This window comes from Pseudonocardia lacus, assembly GCF_018531445.1.
In the GTDB taxonomy this organism is placed as follows: Bacteria; Actinomycetota; Actinomycetes; order Mycobacteriales; family Pseudonocardiaceae; genus Pseudonocardia; species Pseudonocardia lacus.
This window is the reverse complement of record NZ_JAHDTH010000078.1, coordinates 1-16,605: the sequence shown is the minus strand read 5'-3', so window position 1 is coordinate 16,605 and position 16,605 is coordinate 1. Positions and strand designations below refer to the sequence as shown.

The window sequence follows — 16,605 nt, the reverse complement described above, 5'->3', positions numbered from 1 at the left end:
CGCTCAGCCGTCCCGGCCGAAGCGCAGCAGGCGCTCGCGCAGGCCGCTGCCCGACAGCTCCCGCGCCCGGTAGCTCTTCCACCACGCCGTCCAGCTCGCCGCCCTCCCCGGCCGCAGGTCCGGCGGGACGTTGCCGGCCTCGGAGAGCAGGTGCCCCACCTCGTCGAGTGTGCGGCGCCTGCGCCGCCCGAGCTGCGTCGCGCAGGTCCCCTCCAGGAGGTCCGCGGCACCCTGGTGGTTCGCGGACAGGTGGATGACGGCGGGCAGCACCGCGACGACGTCCTCGGCATCGGCCGCGTGGAGCGTCCTGGCCAGCTGCTGGTCGTAGTGGGCCAGGAACTCCGAGGCCCCTGACGCGTAGGCCGCCTCCAGCAGGTCCGCGTGGGTGAGCGCCTCCCGGCAGGAGAACAACCACTGCACCAGCACACGCACCAGCGGCCCGGAGAGCACCGGGTCGGCCCGGCAGGCGACCGCGTCGATGGCGCTCTGCCTGGTGCTGGGGTCGGACGGCGGCCGGGCGCGGAACAGCTCGGTGAGCCGGACGGCCTCGATCTGGTCCCGGGCGGGGCCGCGCAGGCCGTCTCCCAGCCCGGCGAGCGCAGTGGTCAGCCCGACCTGCGCCGGGCCGGTGGCCCGCTCCCGGGCATCCAGGACGAGCCGCTCGGCCAGCGAGGCCGGCACCGCGCTGCCGGCCAGAACCGCTGGGTCGAGCGCGGCGATCAGCCGGGTTCCCGCCTCCGCCGGTGGCGGCCCCGACCACACCAAGGCGGCGAGCCGGTCGAGCTCCGCGCTGTCGCGGGCCCCCGCCATGACGGCGACGGGATCGAGTTCGCCAGCGCGCACCAGCCTGACCGCCGTGACGAGGGCGCAGCGGGTGCCGGCGGGCGCGCTCGAGGCGAGCCACCGCGCCGCGTCGACGGACATGTCCTGCACCGCAGTCTCGATCAGGTCGTCGGCCAGCCGGCCCTCCAGCCGGGCGACGGTCGCGGCGGCGAGCCGGGCGGCGTCCGGCAGATCGCGCACGGCCGCAACGTCGCCGTGGGGGTCCAGCACGACGGGCAGCAGGACCCGGTCGACGACCTCGTCCAGCTCCGCGTCCGAAGCGTCAACCCCCAGGCGTCGCAGGGTCGCCAGGACCGCCGCGACGACCCGCGGTCGGGGGTTGTGGGTGACCGCCACGCCGATCCAGCCGCCCCCGTCGACGTCGACGCCATCGTCGTCCGGACCGGGCAGCCACAGGTCGGTCCCGTCCGCCCCCTCGGCAACACCGATCAGCACGGCGTTGAGGTACGCCGCCCTGAGCAGCGGCGAGTGCCCGCCGGTCCGGCCCAGCACGGCCGACCAGCGGGCGACGTCGTCGGCGGGGCGGGTGGCACCGGCGGCGAGGGCCGCGTCGACGGTGCTCCACAGGTTCGCGTCGACCCGCCCGGGCAGGCGATCGGCGACGAACTCCAGGCCTACCAGCACGTCGCCGCCCGGGTCGGCGTCGAGCAGGCGCGCGGCCGCGGCCAGCGCGTCGAGGTCGTCGGGGCCCGGGGCGGGGACGGCCTCTGCCGCGAGTGCCCGCAGCCCGCTCGCCCCGCCCGGCCCGGCCCCGAGCCGGGCCGCGGCGAGCGCGGCGAACGGCGAGACCTCCCTGGACTCCCCTTCCCCGAGGACCAGCACCGCCGTGTCGCGGGCCGGGGGCAGCGGCGCGTCCGGAGTCGTGCCCACCACCAGCAGTTCCGGGTCCGCGGGGGCGGCGCTGAAGGTCGTGAAGGACACCCGCCGGGCCAGGGCCTCTGGCAGTGGCGCGGTGACCGCGAGGATCGCCGACGCCACCCGGGCATCGGGACTGGGGCCGTCCGCGACCACCACTACCTTCGCGACCCGTCCGGCCAGCGCCTCCCGGACCAGGTGCAGCAGCCGGGCGAACGCGTCGGGCTCGCGGGCGAGCCACTCGGGTACGGCGCCACCGGTGGCGAGCGGGCCGCACGCCAGGGGTTCCGGCGCCGGCAGGTCCGTCGCGCCGGGGCGGTCGTCCCACGGCCCGCGGAACCACCACGCGGCGTCCCAGGCCGCGGCGGGCGGCTGTCCGGGCAGCTCGGCCGGGTCCTCGGCGAGCAGCACGTGCGCGAAGTAGTTGCCCTGCCGGCCCGTGTAGTCATCTCCCAGGTAGCTGCTGCGGAACAGTGCGACGACGTCCCCGAAGTCCTTGTAGCCCAGGGCCACCGGCAGCGCGGCGACCTCCTCCGCGTCCGGGATGGGGGACGCCGACCTCGGCGGGCGGTACGCCGCCACCGGCAGCACGAGGTCCTCGTGCCGGCGCGCCACACCGGGCGTGGCCGCGGCCACCTGGAAGCCCTGGATGCCGTCCCGGCCGTGCCGGCAGGAGGTGTAGTAGATCTGGCGGATCATCGCCGCCCCCGCCGACCCGGGATGATCCCGAAGCGCGTGAGCAACCACAGCATCGGGTCCTCGACCCGCAGCGGGTGGATGCCGTCCGGGGCCAACTCCTCGGCGTTGCGGGGTGGGACGCCCAGCGCGGACACGGCGAAGAAGCGGTGTTGCTCGAACGTCGTGCGCACGAGGTCGACCAGCCGCGGGCCGTCGGTCCACGAGTGCACCATGGCCCGCACTTCGTCGTGCACCTGCTCACCGTCGCCCTCGTCGTACGCGCCGCGGTGCGGGCCCGGCCGGGTGACCGCGGTCGCCGGCGGCAGGTGGTCGATCAGGACGTCGGTCTTGGCCACGACCAGCGCGAGCGGGGTCGTGATCCGCTCACCGGCGCCGCTGCCGCGCAGCACCTCGACCACCCCTTGCACCATCTCGACCTGGTCCTGGGCGACGGCCGGCACGACACCGGTGCCCACGGCCTCGCGCACACTGGGCACCTGCAGCGGGTCGAGGACGAAGACGATTCCGTCGGCGGCCGCCAGGTACCGCTCGAGGCGGCCCCGGCGGTCGGCGTCGAGGATGTCCTCGCCCGCCGTGTCGTAGAAGACCGCGACGCCCGTCCTCAGCCGTTCACGACCCGACAGCCTGCCGCGGCGGGGGAAGCGGAGCATGAACACCAGCGGCTCCAGCGCGTGCAGTGCGCGGATGGAGTCGGTCCGACGCAGGGTGCGCCCCCGCCGGTAGAGGAAGTCGCCAAATACCTCCCGGTACCGGGTGCGCGAGGCGTCGCCCACCAGCTCAACCGATGCGCCGTCGAACGCCTCCCCGACGCGGTTGCGCAGCTCGTTGACCAGCACCCCGACGAACGTGCTCTTGCCGGACTCCGAGGAGCCGACGACGGCGATGACGTGCGCGGGGTTGGTGGTGTAGTCGCGCTCCAGCCGCCTGCCGCAGCCGGGAGCCGAGCAGTACTGCGCCGATACCGGGGTCCGCCCGTGCGGGCACTGCGGAGCGGTCACGAAGGTGGTCGACTCCTCCCCGCACTCGTCGGAGCAGCGTTGGTGCAGCTCGGCCGGGCGCAGCGTCGTCCAGCAGTGCGGGCAGCGCAGCTGCGGGCGGCGAGCGCGGCGGGTCACCGTGACCACCACCTGCGGTCGACCCGCAGTTGGCCCGGGTCCTCGGGCAGCAGTTCGGGACCGGGCCGCGCGGGGAAGGCGCGCAGGTGCACCTGCCGGCCGCGGATCAGCCCGAAGACCGCGCTCATGCTCGTCGCGTCGGCGGCGGGCGGGGCGAGGGTGAGCACGACCGTTCCGTCCTCGGGCGTGAGCGGGGGCAGCGCGACCCGAGCCCGCACCTGCACCGGCGGCAGCGGCGCCGGCCCGCTGACCTCCAGCCGCCTGCGCCCCCGACCGGCGGGCAGGATCCGGTACCGGACGACGACCGGCGCCGCCACCGACGTCTGCACGACCGGACCGTGCACCTCCTCGCCGTCGTCGTACGCCGTGACGCAGACCCCGACCCAGACCCGCAGGCCCGGCTCGGTCGGCAGGTGGCAACCGGAGCGCTCGTACACGGCACGCGAGATGCGAGTGACCGAGGCCAGTGGGTCGGTCGGGCCGCTCAGGCGCTGCTCGGCCCGGCTCAGCACCCTGGCCTCGCCCGACCGGTGCGGCCACTCCCACGTCAGCCGCACCCGCGGCCCCTGCCGGACGGCCCGCAGCCCGGTCACCGCCGAGAGCCGCCGGTCGCGCTCCACCGCGCGCCCGACGGCGGCCAGGTCGCCGGCCACCGTGACGGGGACGACCCAGCTGCGCCGCCCGTCGGCGGGGAGCTCGACGCGCAGCCCGGCGGCGTCCTTCCCCAGCAAGGCGACCGGCTCACCGACGGGGGCGTCAGCCCGCAGCAGCGTGCCGGCGGGCGGGGGCGGGGAGTGCGTCGTGCGCAGCAGCACCGCCCCGCCTGCGGGAGCCGTCCAGGTGACGACGGCCGTCGACTCGTCGGGCTCCTCGACCACGGCCAGGTCGACCACCGGATCCGGAGGCGCCTGGGGCTGCGCGGCGACCACAGCGGCCGCCGCGTGCTCCCGATCGCCCTCGACGTCGTAAGCGGCCTCGACGGCGTAGAGGTAGTGCTCGCCCGACCGGGCCGACGCGTCGTGCGCCGTCGTGGAGGCCGCGGCCAGCTCGACCCACGTGCCGCCGTGCTCGCGGCGCAGGCGCACGCCGACCGCGCCGGCGGGCAGCCCCCAACGCAGCCGGACCTCGCCGTCGCCGGCATCGGCGGCGAGATCGGTGACGGCCGGCAGCACCACCACCGCCGCCGTGGCCGCCGGCCGGACCGAGGCGGTGCCCTCCCGCACCGTCGTCACCTCGTAGCGGACGCCGACCCCGCCGGGAGGGTCTGCGTCCACCACGCCTGTGGCGTCGGTCTCCTCGATCAGCTCCCGCCCGGCCCGTACGCCGTGGTCCACGCGCCGCACGACGCGGTAGGTCACCGCGCCCGCGCGCACGGGCGCGACCGCCCACCGCACGTCGACCCGGTCCCCCTCCACCCGCGCCGACGCCTCCGGCGGCGCGGGCGGGTGGCACCGCGCCAGCCCGGCCTCGGCGGCGGGCTCCTGGGTCGCCCGCAGGATCGCCAGGTACCGCTCGGCGGCCGCCTCCGCGTCGACGCGCTCCTCCGCCGCCGCCCGCTCCAGCTCGGCCTCGAGCTCGGCGAGCTCCTCCCGCTTGCGGCCCAGGACCTCGGCCCACTCCGGCACCAGGTCGGGCTGCGACTGCAGCACCCCGACCTGGGCTCGCAGGTCGCGGGCGGCGACCGCGAGGTCGTAGTCGGCGCGCCACGCCGATCGCGCAGCGTCCAGCGGCCGGGCGCGGCACAGCAGCGCGTACTCCAGCTCGGCCCGTTCCGGCAGACCGCACGCCCGGGCGCGCTCGGCGATGCGGGGTCGCGCCAGCTCCGCCGCGAGGGCGGTTGCGCTCTGCTCCGCCGCCCCGGTCAGCTCGTCGATCAGCTCCCGGCGCAGCGCGGCAGCGAGTGAGCCCCTGGCCACGAGCCGCTCAACGGCGGCGAGCACCGACTGCTCCGTGCGCAGGAGCTCACCGCGGGCGGTGCGGTCCAGCTCGGCCCGCTGTCGCGCGACGTCGGTGGGCGAGGCGTCCGCGGTGAGGCCGCGCGAGGCCAGGTAGGCGGCCAGGTCGTTCAGGTCGAGACGGCGCAGCTTCTGGCGCAGGTCTTGCCAGCGCGCGGGCTGGGCCGGTACGTCGAGCGCGACCGGGTCGCGGACCTCGATGCCCGCCGCGGCCAGCGCCTCCTCGACCTCGCGGCGGGTGAACCGCCTGCGGTTGCGCACGACCAAGGCATCGAGCTCGACGACGCGCAGCGCCGGCATGCCCCGCATCTCGGCCCGGACCTCCGCGGCGAACCGGTCGCGCCGCGCCACCACCTCGGCGCGGTGCTCCGCCCGCCGCGCCGTCTCGCGGACCCGGGGCTCCACCGCGGCGATGACGGTGCGCAGCGTGGCCGCCGCGTCCAGGTGCGCCCCCGAGAGCGAGCTGCGCTTGAGGTGGGCGTCCACCGCGCGCACGGCGGCGTCCACGACCGCGTCGTCCACGACGTCGAGGGGCAGCTGGAAGAACCGGAAGAGGTTCTCGCACACGTCCCAGCCCTCGGCGACCGGCCGGAACACCTCCTCGGCGAAGCGCCCGGTGTCCAGCTTCCACCCGACGGTCACGGTCAGTGCTTCGCCAGCGCCGGGAGCGGGCGGTCGCGCTCCTCAGGGGGCAGCTCACCGCGCAGGTGGTGCTCCAGGTCGAGGCGTTGCCCGGACGGGCCGGTAGCGACGATCCTGAGCACGCCGTCGGTGCCCAGCGTGTGGACCACCTCGAGGGGCTGGCCCGGCGGCTTGCCCGGCGGCAGCCCGGTCAGCTCGCCGGTGATGAGCTCGGTGTTGGCGTCGGGATCCTCGCTCAGCACGTTCGTCGCCGACTCGTAGACGACGATCTTGACCGCGGTCTGCCCGCGTTCGAGCGTGCGGAACTGCTCGCTGTGGCTGGCCGGCAGCTCCGACTGCGGCTTGATGATCCAAGCGACGTACCCGGTCTCGTCGTCGAGGGAGCGGTGGGCGCGGACGCCGTAGCCGCGCGAGGTGACGTCGACCAGCTGAAGCGGCCCGGACGAGCCGGGGCGGAGTGCCGGGGCGATCGGGCGGGAGGGGTCGTCGGGGGCGTAGTTCTCGGCGACCTTCGACGCGGCGAACAGCGCCGCCCCTTTGGCCACGATCTGGTCGGGGTCGACCAGGCGAGGCTCGGGCACGGTCGGGACTTTCCCGGTGAGCCGCGAAGTCAGCGCCCTGGCGATCATGGGAGCCCGAGACATGCCGCCGACCAGGACGATCTCATCGAGCGTGTCGACGCCCTTGGCTCGCGCGTCGGCCAGCACGAGGTCGACGTAGTGCAGCGTCTGCTCGACCAGGTCGACGGTGTGCTCCTCGAACGTCTCGCGGCTGATCTCGACGCGCACCCGCCGGTCGTGCGCGACGAAGCTCGCATCCTGCCGGGACCGCCGGGTGAGCGCCTTCTTCGTCTCCTCGACCACGATGTCCAGCTCGCCGAGGGCGGCCTCGTCCGTGCTCGGGTCGGCGGCGTCGGGGTGCTGCTCGCGGTAGGCGTCGAGCAGGAGGTCGCGCAGCGCGGCGTCCCACATCGCCCCGCCGAGGTCGCGGCTGCCGTTGGTGGCGATCGCGCGGATGCTGTCGGGGGAGGTCTCCATCACCGTGACGTCGAACGTGCCGCCGCCGAGGTCGTAGACCAGGACCCGTCGGCGCTCGCCCGCGCCCAGCACGCCGTACGCGATCGCGGCCGCGGTGGGCTCGTTGATCACGCTGATGACGTTGAGCCGGGCCAGCTCCCCCGCCTCGCGCGTCGCCTCCCGCTCCGCCGTCCCGAAGTAGGCCGGCACCGTGATCACCACATCGGCCAGCGGTGCCCCGCCCGAACCGTCGTGGCCCAGCGTCGTCAGCGCCTCGGTGACGACGTACTCGAGGATCGCCGCGGAGACCTGCTGCGGGTAGAACTGGCGCCCGTCCAGCTCGATGGAGAACCCGGGCTCGCCCATTCGCCGCTTGATGTGCTGGACGACCCGGTCGGGCCGGCGGCGCAGCTCGCTCTTCGCGTGGCGCCCGACGACCGCGTCGCCGCCCTCCTCGTAGTACACGACCGAGGGGCTGGTGGACTCGCTCTCGCTGTTGGGGACGACGACCGCGCGGCCGGTGTCGTCGAGGTGCGCGACACAGGAGTACGTCGTTCCGAGGTCGATTCCCAGGACGGGCCGCAGGATCACCGGCTGCTCCACACTGTCGGACGGGTCTGGCCGTGGTCTGGCTCGACGAAAATACCGGGTGCGTTACCCGGCGTCGGCAGGAAAAACCAACTGTCGCGAAAATTGGGGAGAGGCACTTCCCCTCGATCATCCCGTCGCCCATCATGGTTGGCCTCCGGCGGAGGGGTCCGCGATGTACCGCAGCAGCCACTCGATGAACATTGATCGCAGCCAGTTCATCAACAGCAAGATCACCAATGGCCACGACTTCTCGGGATCGACCACCGATTGCACGCAGCTGCTCCGGCTCCTCGCCGAGCACCGCGCCGAACTGGTCGAGCTCGCGGGTCCGCGCGGCGATCGGGTCGACAGCCGGATAGCCGAGATCGAGGAGGAGATCGCGGCCCCGGAACCGGACGGGCCCGCCGTGAAGTCAGCGTGGAAGTCGGTCCAGAAGGTCCTCTCGGGGGGTGTGACCGCGGCGGAGAGCGTCTCGAAGATCAACGACGCCATCCGGTCGCTGTTCGGGGCATGACCGCCGGACGGCGGATCGTCTGCCCGAACTGCGCACGGCAGAACGAGGCCGGCGCGGTGCGGTGCCAGGATTGCGATCGCGCGCTGCCCGGCGCCGAGCCTCCGAGGGGCCCCACCGCCACCGCGCACCCGGAGGTTCCCGTGCCGCGCACCGCCGCAGCTCCCGCGACACCGCGGCGTCCCCTGCCCCAGGGGGTGCCGGACGAGACGACCCGCCTGCTGTGTGCGGCCGCGCACCGCTACGAGTGGTTCGCCGAGGCCGTGATCAAGGAGTACCTCGTCGAGCAGGTCGGTTCGGTCCCCCCGTCACCCGGCCTCGACTCCACTGCCGTGCTGCGCGACGCCGTCGCGGCCAGGGCCCGCCACCGGGTGCGCAATACCGTCGTCCTCGCGCTGCTGATCGCGCTGGCCGTGCTCGATCCGCTCGTCGTCCTGCTGTGGACCGCCCTCGCCCTTGCCGGGCGCAAGCTTCTCGCGACCCGCCCGCGGCTCGTCAACGCGGCCGAACTGCTGGCCGTGATCGCAGTCCTGGCGTTGCTGGGCTCGGTCGTCTCGCTCAAGGCCTTGACCGGGATCGGGCTACCCATGGGCGACAGCACCTGGTGGCCGAGCCTCGCGATCGCGATCGCGCTGCTCGGCCTCCTGGTCGGCGAGACCTGGCTCGTGCGCACCTTCCTGCGCCGGCGCTTCCGCTCGGACAACTTCGTGGCCGACCACACGGCGGCCGCCTCGGCGGTCGAGCGCCGGCTGCGGGGCTTCGGACTGCGCCGTTACCGCGGCCAGCTGGAGCGCTTCGCCGCCGCCGACGAGCACAGCGAGGCCGCGGCCCGCTGCGCCGACGTCGTCGTGCACCGCGGCGAGACCCCGTTCGTCGGTGCCGGATACGTCCTGCCCACCCAGACCGTCCCGATCGCCCTGCGCCCCGCCGCCGGTCGCAAAGAACCCCCCGAAGAGATCGGCGTCCGCGAGCTCTACGACCGCATCCGCGCCGAGATCGTCCCGACGCGGACCGCCCGGCGCTCGGACGGGCGGATCGACGCGGTCGTGCACCGCGAGCAGCTCCTCGTCCCGGTCGACGACCTCATGCACGAGCGCGGGACGTGGCCCGGCGACCAGGTGCTCGGTGACCTCGACGAACCCCCGGTGCGCCACCTGCCGATCAAGGTCGTGCGCGATGTCGAGGCCGAGCAGATCGAGTGGGCCCGCTACTACTCGTGCCTGCGCCGCGAATCCTGGAAGCGCAACCTCGTCACGTCCAGCTACCTGCACCTGCACAAGCACAACCGGATGCTGCGGATCGAGGTGACGCACTGCGTGCTGCCCCCGGTGCGGGAATGGCTGACCGAGACCGACCGCGTGCTCCGCCTGGGCGACGGCCCGCTCATCTCCGGATCCGTCGAGCTGCTGCGGCTCCCGCTCACCGTCCCCGCGCGCGTGCGCTCCGTCGCGCGGAGCCTGCGACCCCGGAAACTGCGCACTCGCGGCATCGACGCCGACCGCTACGGAGCGGGCGGGAGCCTGCGCGAGGGCGTGTCGCACGGCAGCGAGGAAACGCACTTCTTCAAGATTCATGACGCCACCGGGCAGGTCCGGTCGATGCACAATGAGATCTTCGCCGTCATCATCGACCATCTCGAAGAGCGCGGCTACGACGTCTCCGAACTCGGCAACCGCGCCGCCACGATGATCGAGAACCACACCATGAACATCAACAACAGCACCTTCGTCAATTCCGACATCACCAACGGCGCGGTGAACCCGCAACCGGCGAAGCCCGCCCCGACTCCCGCGCCCACCCCGACTCCCGCACCGAGCGGGACGTAGTCAGCTCAACCCTCCGGGAGCCGGTGCACGACGAGCTCGGCGGGCACCGCCAGGAACCGCCCGAAGCGCCGCACCGCGTCGTCCAGCGCCGCCGATTCCGCCGGACCGATCGGCCCGAACAGCGTTACGTCCACAGTGGCCGATCGCCGGCCGAGCGTGCGCTTCCAGGTGCCCACCGTCAGCCCGTCGACGACGACGGCGCGCTCGAGCAGCTCCGCCCGTGCCGACGGGTGCGCGAGCACGACCCGCAGGTCCTGGTGGGCGACGATCGTCTCGTCGTACATCGGCACCAGCAGCGCGGTGGTGGCGTACTCCACCGCGGCCGCCGTCGACGGCTCGGCGTACCAGGTGGTGCCGTCGTGCTCCGCGCGCTCCAGGCCGTCGCCGATCCGGTCGAGCGCCGCGCGCGCGTCGGCGACGGTGAGGCTCGACCAGGTGGAGAAGTCCCGCAGCGTGGCCGGGCCGTGGCTGCGGAAGTAGCGCAGCGTGAGCTCGGCGACGGCCTCGTCGTGTGGGCGGTCGTCGCCCGGCGCGGTCGGGGCGCGGTGGTCGAGCAGGGCGTAGGTCTGCTGCTTGCCGCGTCGCGGCCCGCTGCACAGCACCTCCTCCAGCTCGGCGTGCATGAGCAGGTAGCCCAGCCGCAGGCCGTCGGCCTCGATGCCCTCCGCGGCCAGCCGACGGGCCAGCTCGGTCCTGGTCCGCGGGCCGTCCTCGGCGACCGCGGCGGCGAGGATCCGGTGGCCGCGCGCCAGCAGCGCCGCGTCGAGCTCGAACTTCCGGTACCAGTACCGGTTGAGCGCGTGCACGCGCGGGCGGGTCAGCCGCAGCAGCCAGCGCACGTCGGCGCGGGCGACCAGGTGCCAGGTGGGGCGGAGCAGGTGGGTCCGCAGCACGTCGCCGCGGTCGAGCACCTCCTCGATCTCGGCGTCGGTGCGCCCGCCGGTGCGCTGCGCCAGCGACCACTTGACCTCGGCGAACTCCTGGCCCTGCACCGCCCCCGACCAGGCCACGGCCTGCTCGGGCCCGGCGAAGGGCTCCCCGACCATGCGCTGCTGGCGCAGCCGCCGGCGCACGACGGCGAGCGGATCGAGGGTCACGCCCCGAGAGTGCCGCACGGGCCGCCGGGCACCATGTCCGGCATGGCACCGACCGATCCCACCTCCCTGGCCGACGTCCGGGCCCGCATCGACGCCGTCGACGCCGACCTGGTCCGCCTGCTGGCCGACCGGGAGTCCCTGGTGCGGGCGGCCGCCGCGTTCAAGGCCGACGCCGACGCGGTGCGCGCGCCGGACCGGGTGGAGCGGGTCGTCGCCGGCGTCCGCGAGCGCGCCACCGACGCGGGGCTGTCGCCGACCGTGGCCGAGGCCGTCTGGCGGGCGATGATCGCCGCGTTCATCGCCCTCGAACTCGACCAGCACGCCGCCACCGGCGGCCTCCCCGCCGCCGACGTCGAGCGGGTGCGCCGGTGGTGCGCCGCGCGCGTGCCGGAGCGTGTGCGCGACCAGGTCCGGGTGGAGTGCGACGTCGAGCCCCGGCACCTGACCGTGGTCGAGTGCCGGCCGAAGTGGGCCGCGGAAGCCGACGGCGAGTGGCTGCGGGCGCCGGTCGCCCGGTTCCGCTTCACGAAGAAGACCGGGCTCTGGACGCTCCACTGGCGCGACCGCAACCTCCGGTTCCACCGCTACGACGCGCTGCCGCCCACCGGCGACATCGGCGCGCTGCTCGCGGAACTGGAGGCGGACCCGACGGCCCTGTTCTGGGGCTGACCCCGCGAGGCGCGTCCTCCTCGCGGCAGAACCACGCGATCTCCGCCGGGCCGGGGTACCGGCCGATCTCGACCCTCTCCGCGCGCGTCCCCGACCACGGCCGGAAGTCCGGGTCGGCCCCGAGGTCGCCGGGCACCGTCCCGTGGTCGATCAGGATCCCGGCCAGCTCGCCGATGGCCTCGGCGACGTCAAGACGTCGATCGCCGGCAGCGGTCCGCGGACCGGGTCCGTGGCCGGTCCCGTCGGACCCGCTCGCTACCGTGGCCCGGACGGGGAGGTGCCGTGCCGCGACGACTGCCGACGGAGGTGTTCCGGTTCGCCGTCGGCGACCGCTCCGACCTCTACACCGCGATCCTGCAGGCCTTCGCGCACGCCAACGACCGGCTGGAGACCGCGCTCGGCGTCGACGACGTCCGGGCGGGCCTGCGCGACGTCGGCTGGTACTCCCCGCTCGACGACGACGAGCTGACCGCCGCGCTGCGCAGCCTCGGCGAGTGGCAGCTGCTGGAGATCACCCAGAACCACGCGGGCGGCTACCGCACGGCCGAGGAGTACGAGCGGCGCAACCTGCAGTACTCGCTGTCGCGGCGGGGTGAGGCCGCGTTCGCCGGCGTCCAGCAGGCGCTGCTGGTGCTGGCCTCCAGCGGTGCCCTGCAGACCGCGGTCCTGGACGCCATCGCCGACCGGCTGGCCGAGATCGCCGGGCTGCTGGCCGACCCCGCCGTCCCGGACCGCCGGGTCTACAGCGCGGTCGTCGAGCTGGAGACCCATCTCGACGCCCTGCGCACGGGCACCAAGCGGTTCAACGGCGAGCTGCAGCGCCTGGTGCGCAGCGAGGGCGCCGACACCGACACCTTCCACGAGGTGAAGGCGGCGACGGTCGGTTACCTGCAGGAGTTCCTGACCAACCTCGACCGCCGGACGTCCTCGATCGCCGACGGCGTCGACCGGGTGGAGGCGCTGGGCACCGACGGGCTGTGGGACCGGGCGCTGCGCGGCGCGGAGCTGCCCCCGACGGCCGGCGAGGCCGCCCGGGAGAGCTGGTTGCAGGCGCGGCGCGGGCACTGGGACGGGCTGCGGGCCTGGTTCCGCCCACGCGACGCGGCCCCGGCGCGCGTCGAGCACCTGCACACGGTGGCCCGCCGCGCCATCGTCGCGCTGCTGCAGGTCCTCGACCGCATCGTCGAGTCGCGCAAGCGGGCCAGCAGCGCGGTGGAGGACTTCCGCGAGCTGGCCCGCTGGTTCGCCGCGGCCCCCACCGAGGACGACCTGCACCTGCTGTGGGCGGCCGCGTTCGGGGCGGGGCCTGCGCGGCACGCGCACCTGGCCCATCCCGACCCGGAGCTGGTGGCGGCGAGCACGTCGTGGCACGACGCGCCGCCGGTCCCGGTGTCGGCGCTGCTGCGCTCGTCCGGTCGGGTCGAGCGGTTCACCCGCACCGGGCGGGTCCGCGACGTCGCGGCGCTCAAGGCGGAGCGCGCCGCCCGGGCCCGTGCCGAGCGGGCCGAGCTCGACTCGGCGTGGGACCTGCTGTCCACCGGCGGCCCGGTGCGGCTGTCCCGCTTCGCGCGCCTGGACCACTCGGTCTTCGAGCACCTGCTCGACCTGATCGGGCGGGCCCTGGCCGCCGCCCCCGACGCCGAGGGCGTGCGCCGCGGCGGCTCGGCCGACGGCCGCACCGAGATCCTGCTGCGCAACCCGCCCGACGCCGCCGTCGCGGTCGTCCGCACGCCGCGCGGGCAGTTCGAGGGCCCCGACTTCGTCGTCGACATCCGCACGGTCCGGCGCCGCCGCGCGCCCGAGGCGGTGACGGGGTGACGGAGCCGCACCGGCCGCTGCACAACCAGTTGGTCATCGCCGAGCGGGAGGACGTCGCGCGCGGCATCCGGGTGCTGCTGGCCGGCCCGATCCTCACCGCCACCGCCCGACCCGACGACTTCGACGTCGTCCGGCGCCGCCGCGAGCCGCTGACCCGCTGGTTCGACTACTTCTGCGGGTGGACGCTGGTGGTCGAGCCGCGGGCGGGCTACGCGCGGCTGGCCAAGGTGCGCGGGCCGGTGCCCGGGCGGCCCGCGCTGCGCCGCCGGGCCGGGTCGGCCCCGTTCGACCGGCGCCGCTACACGCTGCTGTGCGTCGCCGCCGCGGAGCTGCTGGCCACCCCGGTGACCACGATCGGCCTGCTGGCCCAGCGGGTCGCGCAGGCCTGCGCCGCCGACCCCGACCTGCCGTCGATGGACACCACGGCCCGCGCGGAGCGGATGGCGTTCGTCGACGCGCTGCGCCTGCTGGAGTCGTTCGGCGCGCTGGAGGTCCTCGACGGCGCGACCGAGAGCTACGTCGCCTCCGCGGAGGCGAAGGTGCTCTACCGCGTGGACGCGACCCTGGTCATGCGGCTCATCGCCGCGCCGAACGGCCCGTCCCGGCTGCCCGGCGGGCCGACCGAGCTGCCCGCGCGCCTGGACGCGCTGCTGCACGAGTCCCGGTACCGCTCGGCCGGGGTCGACGAGGAGCCCTCGGCGGTGCAGCGCACCCTCTGGCTGCGCCACGCCGTGTTCCGGCGCCTGCTCGACGACCCGGTCGTGCACCGCGACGAGCTGAGCCCGGCCGAGGTCGACTACCTCACCTCGCCGACGGGCCGGCGGCTGCTGCGGCGGGCGGCGGAGGAGGCGGGCATGGTCCTGGAGGAGCGGGCGGAGGGCTGGCTGCTGGTCGACCCGGACGCCATCGCCACCGACACCCGCTTCCCCGACGACACCAGCCACGCGAAGGTCGCTGCGCTGGCTCTGCTCAACCGGGTCAACACCGAGCCGGCGGGGGTGACCGAGGAGCAGCTGGCGGTGGAGACCGACCGGCTGCTGCGCCGCCACCCCCGGTGGGCCAGGACCTACCAGGGCGAGGACGGGCAGCTCCGGCTGCGCGACGCCGCGCTCGCCGTGCTGGAGCAGTTCGGGCTGGTCCGCCGCGACGGCGGGGTGGTGCTCGCCCGTCCCGCGGCCGCCCGGTACGCGCTCGACGGGATCAGCGAGAAGGACGGGATCAGCGAGAAGGAGGCCCGGTCGTGACGGTCACCGCCCTGCCGCACCGGGCGTCCGCGCACGAGTCGGCGGCCGCGCGGTGGACGCCGCAGCGGGCCGGCATCCTCAACGTCTGGCGCTACTACGACGAGGTCTTCCGGTTCCACTCCGGGCGCCTGCTGCTGCGCGGCCCGAACGGCAGCGGCAAGTCCAAGGCGCTGGAGCTGCTGCTGCCGTTCCTGTTCGACGCCAACCTGCGGGCCAACCGGCTCTCGACGTTCGGCACGTCCGAGCGGACGATGCACTGGAACCTGATGGGCGACGGGGCCCGTGGCGCGACCCGGGTCGGCTACGTGTGGCTGGAGTTCGCCGCCGGTCCGGCGGGCGGGGCCGAGCGGCGCTGGTTCACCTGCGGGGCGCGGCTGCAGGCGTCCGTGCACACCTCCTCGGCCACCGCCGACTACTTCACCCTCGACGGTCCCGTCCCGGAGGCGGGCTTCACCACCGCCACCGGCGAGCCGCTGAGCCGGGCCGCGCTCACCGACCTGCTCGGCGACGACGGCACCCTGCACGCCACCGCGGCCGAGTACCGCGCGACCGTGCGGGAGCGGCTGTTCCCCGACCTGTCCGAGCAGCGCTACGAGGCGCTGATCCTCGCGCTGCTGCAGCTGCGCACCCCGAAGCTCTCGCAGCGGCTCGACCCATCGCTGCTGTCCACGCTGCTGTCCCGGGCGCTGCCGCCGCTGGGCGCCACCGAGATCGGCGAGCTGGCCGAGGGCTTCGAGCGCCTCGACCGCCAGCGCGAGGAGCTGGCCCGGCTCGACGAGGAGGTCGCCGCGGCCGGCCGGTTGGGCGCGCGGCAGCAGACCTACGCCCGCCGGGTGCTGCGGGAGGCGGCGGCCGGGCTGGTCAGGGCCACGTCGGAGCTCACCTCGGTCACCCGCACGGTCCGCACCGGCCAGCAGCGCCTGGGCGAGGCGCGGGTGCGGTTCGACGAGCTGTCCGCGGCGCTGGAGGCCGCCCAGCAGCGCGTCGAGGGCATCGAGACGGACATCGAGGCGCTGCGCGGGCGGCGCGAGTACGAGACCGGCGCCGACCTGGTCGCCCGGCTCGACCGGCTGCGCGTCCAGGCCGAGAAGGCCGCGGCCCGGGCCGCCGGGAGCCGCCGCACCGCCACCGCGGCCGGCACGGCGGCGGAGGCCGAGTCGTCCCGCGCGGACGCCGCCGTCGGCGAGGCCGATCGGCTGGCCGCCCGCGTGTCCGGGCTGGCGGCGGAGTCCGCGGTCGTCGCGTCCCGGGCCGCGCTCACCACCGCCCACGACGAGATGGCCACGCTCGCCCGTACCGACCGCACCCGGGCGCTCAACGTGCTCGACGGCGCCGTCGGCACCCGGCTGGGGCAGATCGCCGGCGTCCGGGAGGCGCTGCGGCGCCACCAGAGCGCCGTCGAGCGGCGCACGCTCGTCGAGAAGCAGCTGGAGGAGGCGCGGGCCGAGCTGGCCGAGGCGACCGAACGCCATGCCGCGCGCCAGAGCGAGCTCGACGCCGAGCGCGACCGGCGCGCCGATCGGCTGCGGACGTGGGCGGGCGGTCGCCGCGAGCTGCCGATCGACCCGGACACCGCGGCCGCGCTCGTCGACGACGAGACGGCGCTGGTCGAAGCGGTGGAGCGGGCCGCGGCCCCGGTCCGCGACGCGCTGGCGGCGCAGCGGGCCGGGGCCGACCGCCGGCTCGTCGACTGCGAGGCGCAGCGCTCCGCGCTGGCCGCCGAG

Annotated in this window: 10 protein-coding genes and 1 pseudogene; 6 read left to right on the top strand and 5 right to left on the bottom strand. The window is 75.3% G+C overall.

Going from position 1 to position 16,605, the window contains the following annotated elements:
* Positions 1-3: 3 nt before the first annotated feature.
* From KIK08_RS17995 to KIK08_RS17980, 4 genes are read right to left on the bottom strand one after another with little or no spacing between them, the layout of a single operon-like run.
* Complete coding sequence (locus tag KIK08_RS17995; RefSeq protein WP_214404336.1) at positions 4-2,397, bottom strand: GAP1-N2 domain-containing protein; 2,394 nt, start codon at positions 2,395-2,397, stop codon at positions 4-6.
* A complete protein-coding gene (locus tag KIK08_RS17990) occupies positions 2,394-3,512 on the bottom strand; it encodes a TRAFAC clade GTPase domain-containing protein (protein WP_214404335.1) in 1,119 nt (372 codons plus the stop codon). Before KIK08_RS17990 ends, KIK08_RS17995 begins: the two co-directional genes overlap by 4 nt.
* Entirely contained in the window at positions 3,509-6,109 is a 2,601-nt protein-coding gene (locus tag KIK08_RS41775) for a hypothetical protein (RefSeq protein ID WP_214404334.1), read from the bottom strand. Before KIK08_RS41775 ends, KIK08_RS17990 begins: the two co-directional genes overlap by 4 nt.
* Positions 6,110-6,111: 2 nt before the next feature.
* Positions 6,112-7,716 (bottom strand): Hsp70 family protein, encoded by a 1,605-nt coding sequence (locus KIK08_RS17980; RefSeq protein WP_214404333.1) that lies wholly within the window; start codon positions 7,714-7,716, stop codon positions 6,112-6,114.
* Between the two features lie 172 nt (positions 7,717-7,888).
* Between KIK08_RS17980 and KIK08_RS17975 the strand changes: the two genes are divergently transcribed.
* Positions 7,889-8,230, top strand: coding sequence for a hypothetical protein (locus tag KIK08_RS17975; RefSeq protein WP_214404332.1), 342 nt, complete (start codon positions 7,889-7,891; stop codon positions 8,228-8,230).
* Positions 8,231-8,424: 194 nt separating this feature from the next.
* Positions 8,425-10,053 (top strand): AbeC-like domain-containing protein, encoded by a 1,629-nt coding sequence (locus KIK08_RS17970; protein ID WP_214404331.1) that lies wholly within the window; start codon positions 8,425-8,427, stop codon positions 10,051-10,053.
* A gap of 5 nt (positions 10,054-10,058) precedes the next feature.
* Here the strand turns inward: KIK08_RS17970 and KIK08_RS17965 are convergent, their stop codons facing one another.
* Positions 10,059-11,150, bottom strand: a complete 1,092-nt coding sequence (locus KIK08_RS17965; RefSeq protein WP_214404330.1) for a winged helix DNA-binding domain-containing protein — start codon at positions 11,148-11,150, stop codon at positions 10,059-10,061.
* A gap of 42 nt (positions 11,151-11,192) precedes the next feature.
* Here KIK08_RS17965 and KIK08_RS17960 point away from each other — a divergent pair, with 42 nt between their 5' ends.
* From KIK08_RS17960 to KIK08_RS17945, 4 genes and pseudogenes are all read left to right on the top strand, one after another.
* The gene (locus KIK08_RS17960; protein WP_250557260.1) at positions 11,193-11,819 is read left to right on the top strand and encodes a DUF3024 domain-containing protein; all 627 of its coding nucleotides are present in this window, start codon (positions 11,193-11,195) and stop codon (positions 11,817-11,819) included.
* Between the two features lie 282 nt (positions 11,820-12,101).
* Positions 12,102-13,637 carry a TIGR02677 family protein gene (locus KIK08_RS17955; protein ID WP_308257702.1) on the top strand — a complete coding sequence of 512 codons (1,536 nt, stop codon included), beginning with the start codon at positions 12,102-12,104 and terminating at the stop codon, positions 13,635-13,637.
* The gene (locus KIK08_RS17950) at positions 13,634-14,881 is read left to right on the top strand and encodes a TIGR02678 family protein (protein ID WP_308257701.1); all 1,248 of its coding nucleotides are present in this window, start codon (positions 13,634-13,636) and stop codon (positions 14,879-14,881) included. The genes KIK08_RS17955 and KIK08_RS17950 overlap by 4 nt, the downstream gene beginning before the upstream one ends.
* Positions 14,878-16,605: pseudogene (locus KIK08_RS17945) on the top strand (TIGR02680 family protein); the annotation flags it as partial. The gene KIK08_RS17950 and the pseudogene KIK08_RS17945, both read left to right, overlap by 4 nt.

Coding starts and splice junctions, on each gene's coding strand:
- KIK08_RS17995 (WP_214404336.1), bottom strand. CDS start 2,397: ATGATCCGCCAGATCTACTACACCTCCTGCCGGCACGGCCGGGACGGC.
- KIK08_RS17975 (WP_214404332.1), top strand. CDS start 7,889: ATGTACCGCAGCAGCCACTCGATGAACATTGATCGCAGCCAGTTCATC.
- KIK08_RS17960 (WP_250557260.1), top strand. CDS start 11,193: ATGGCACCGACCGATCCCACCTCCCTGGCCGACGTCCGGGCCCGCATC.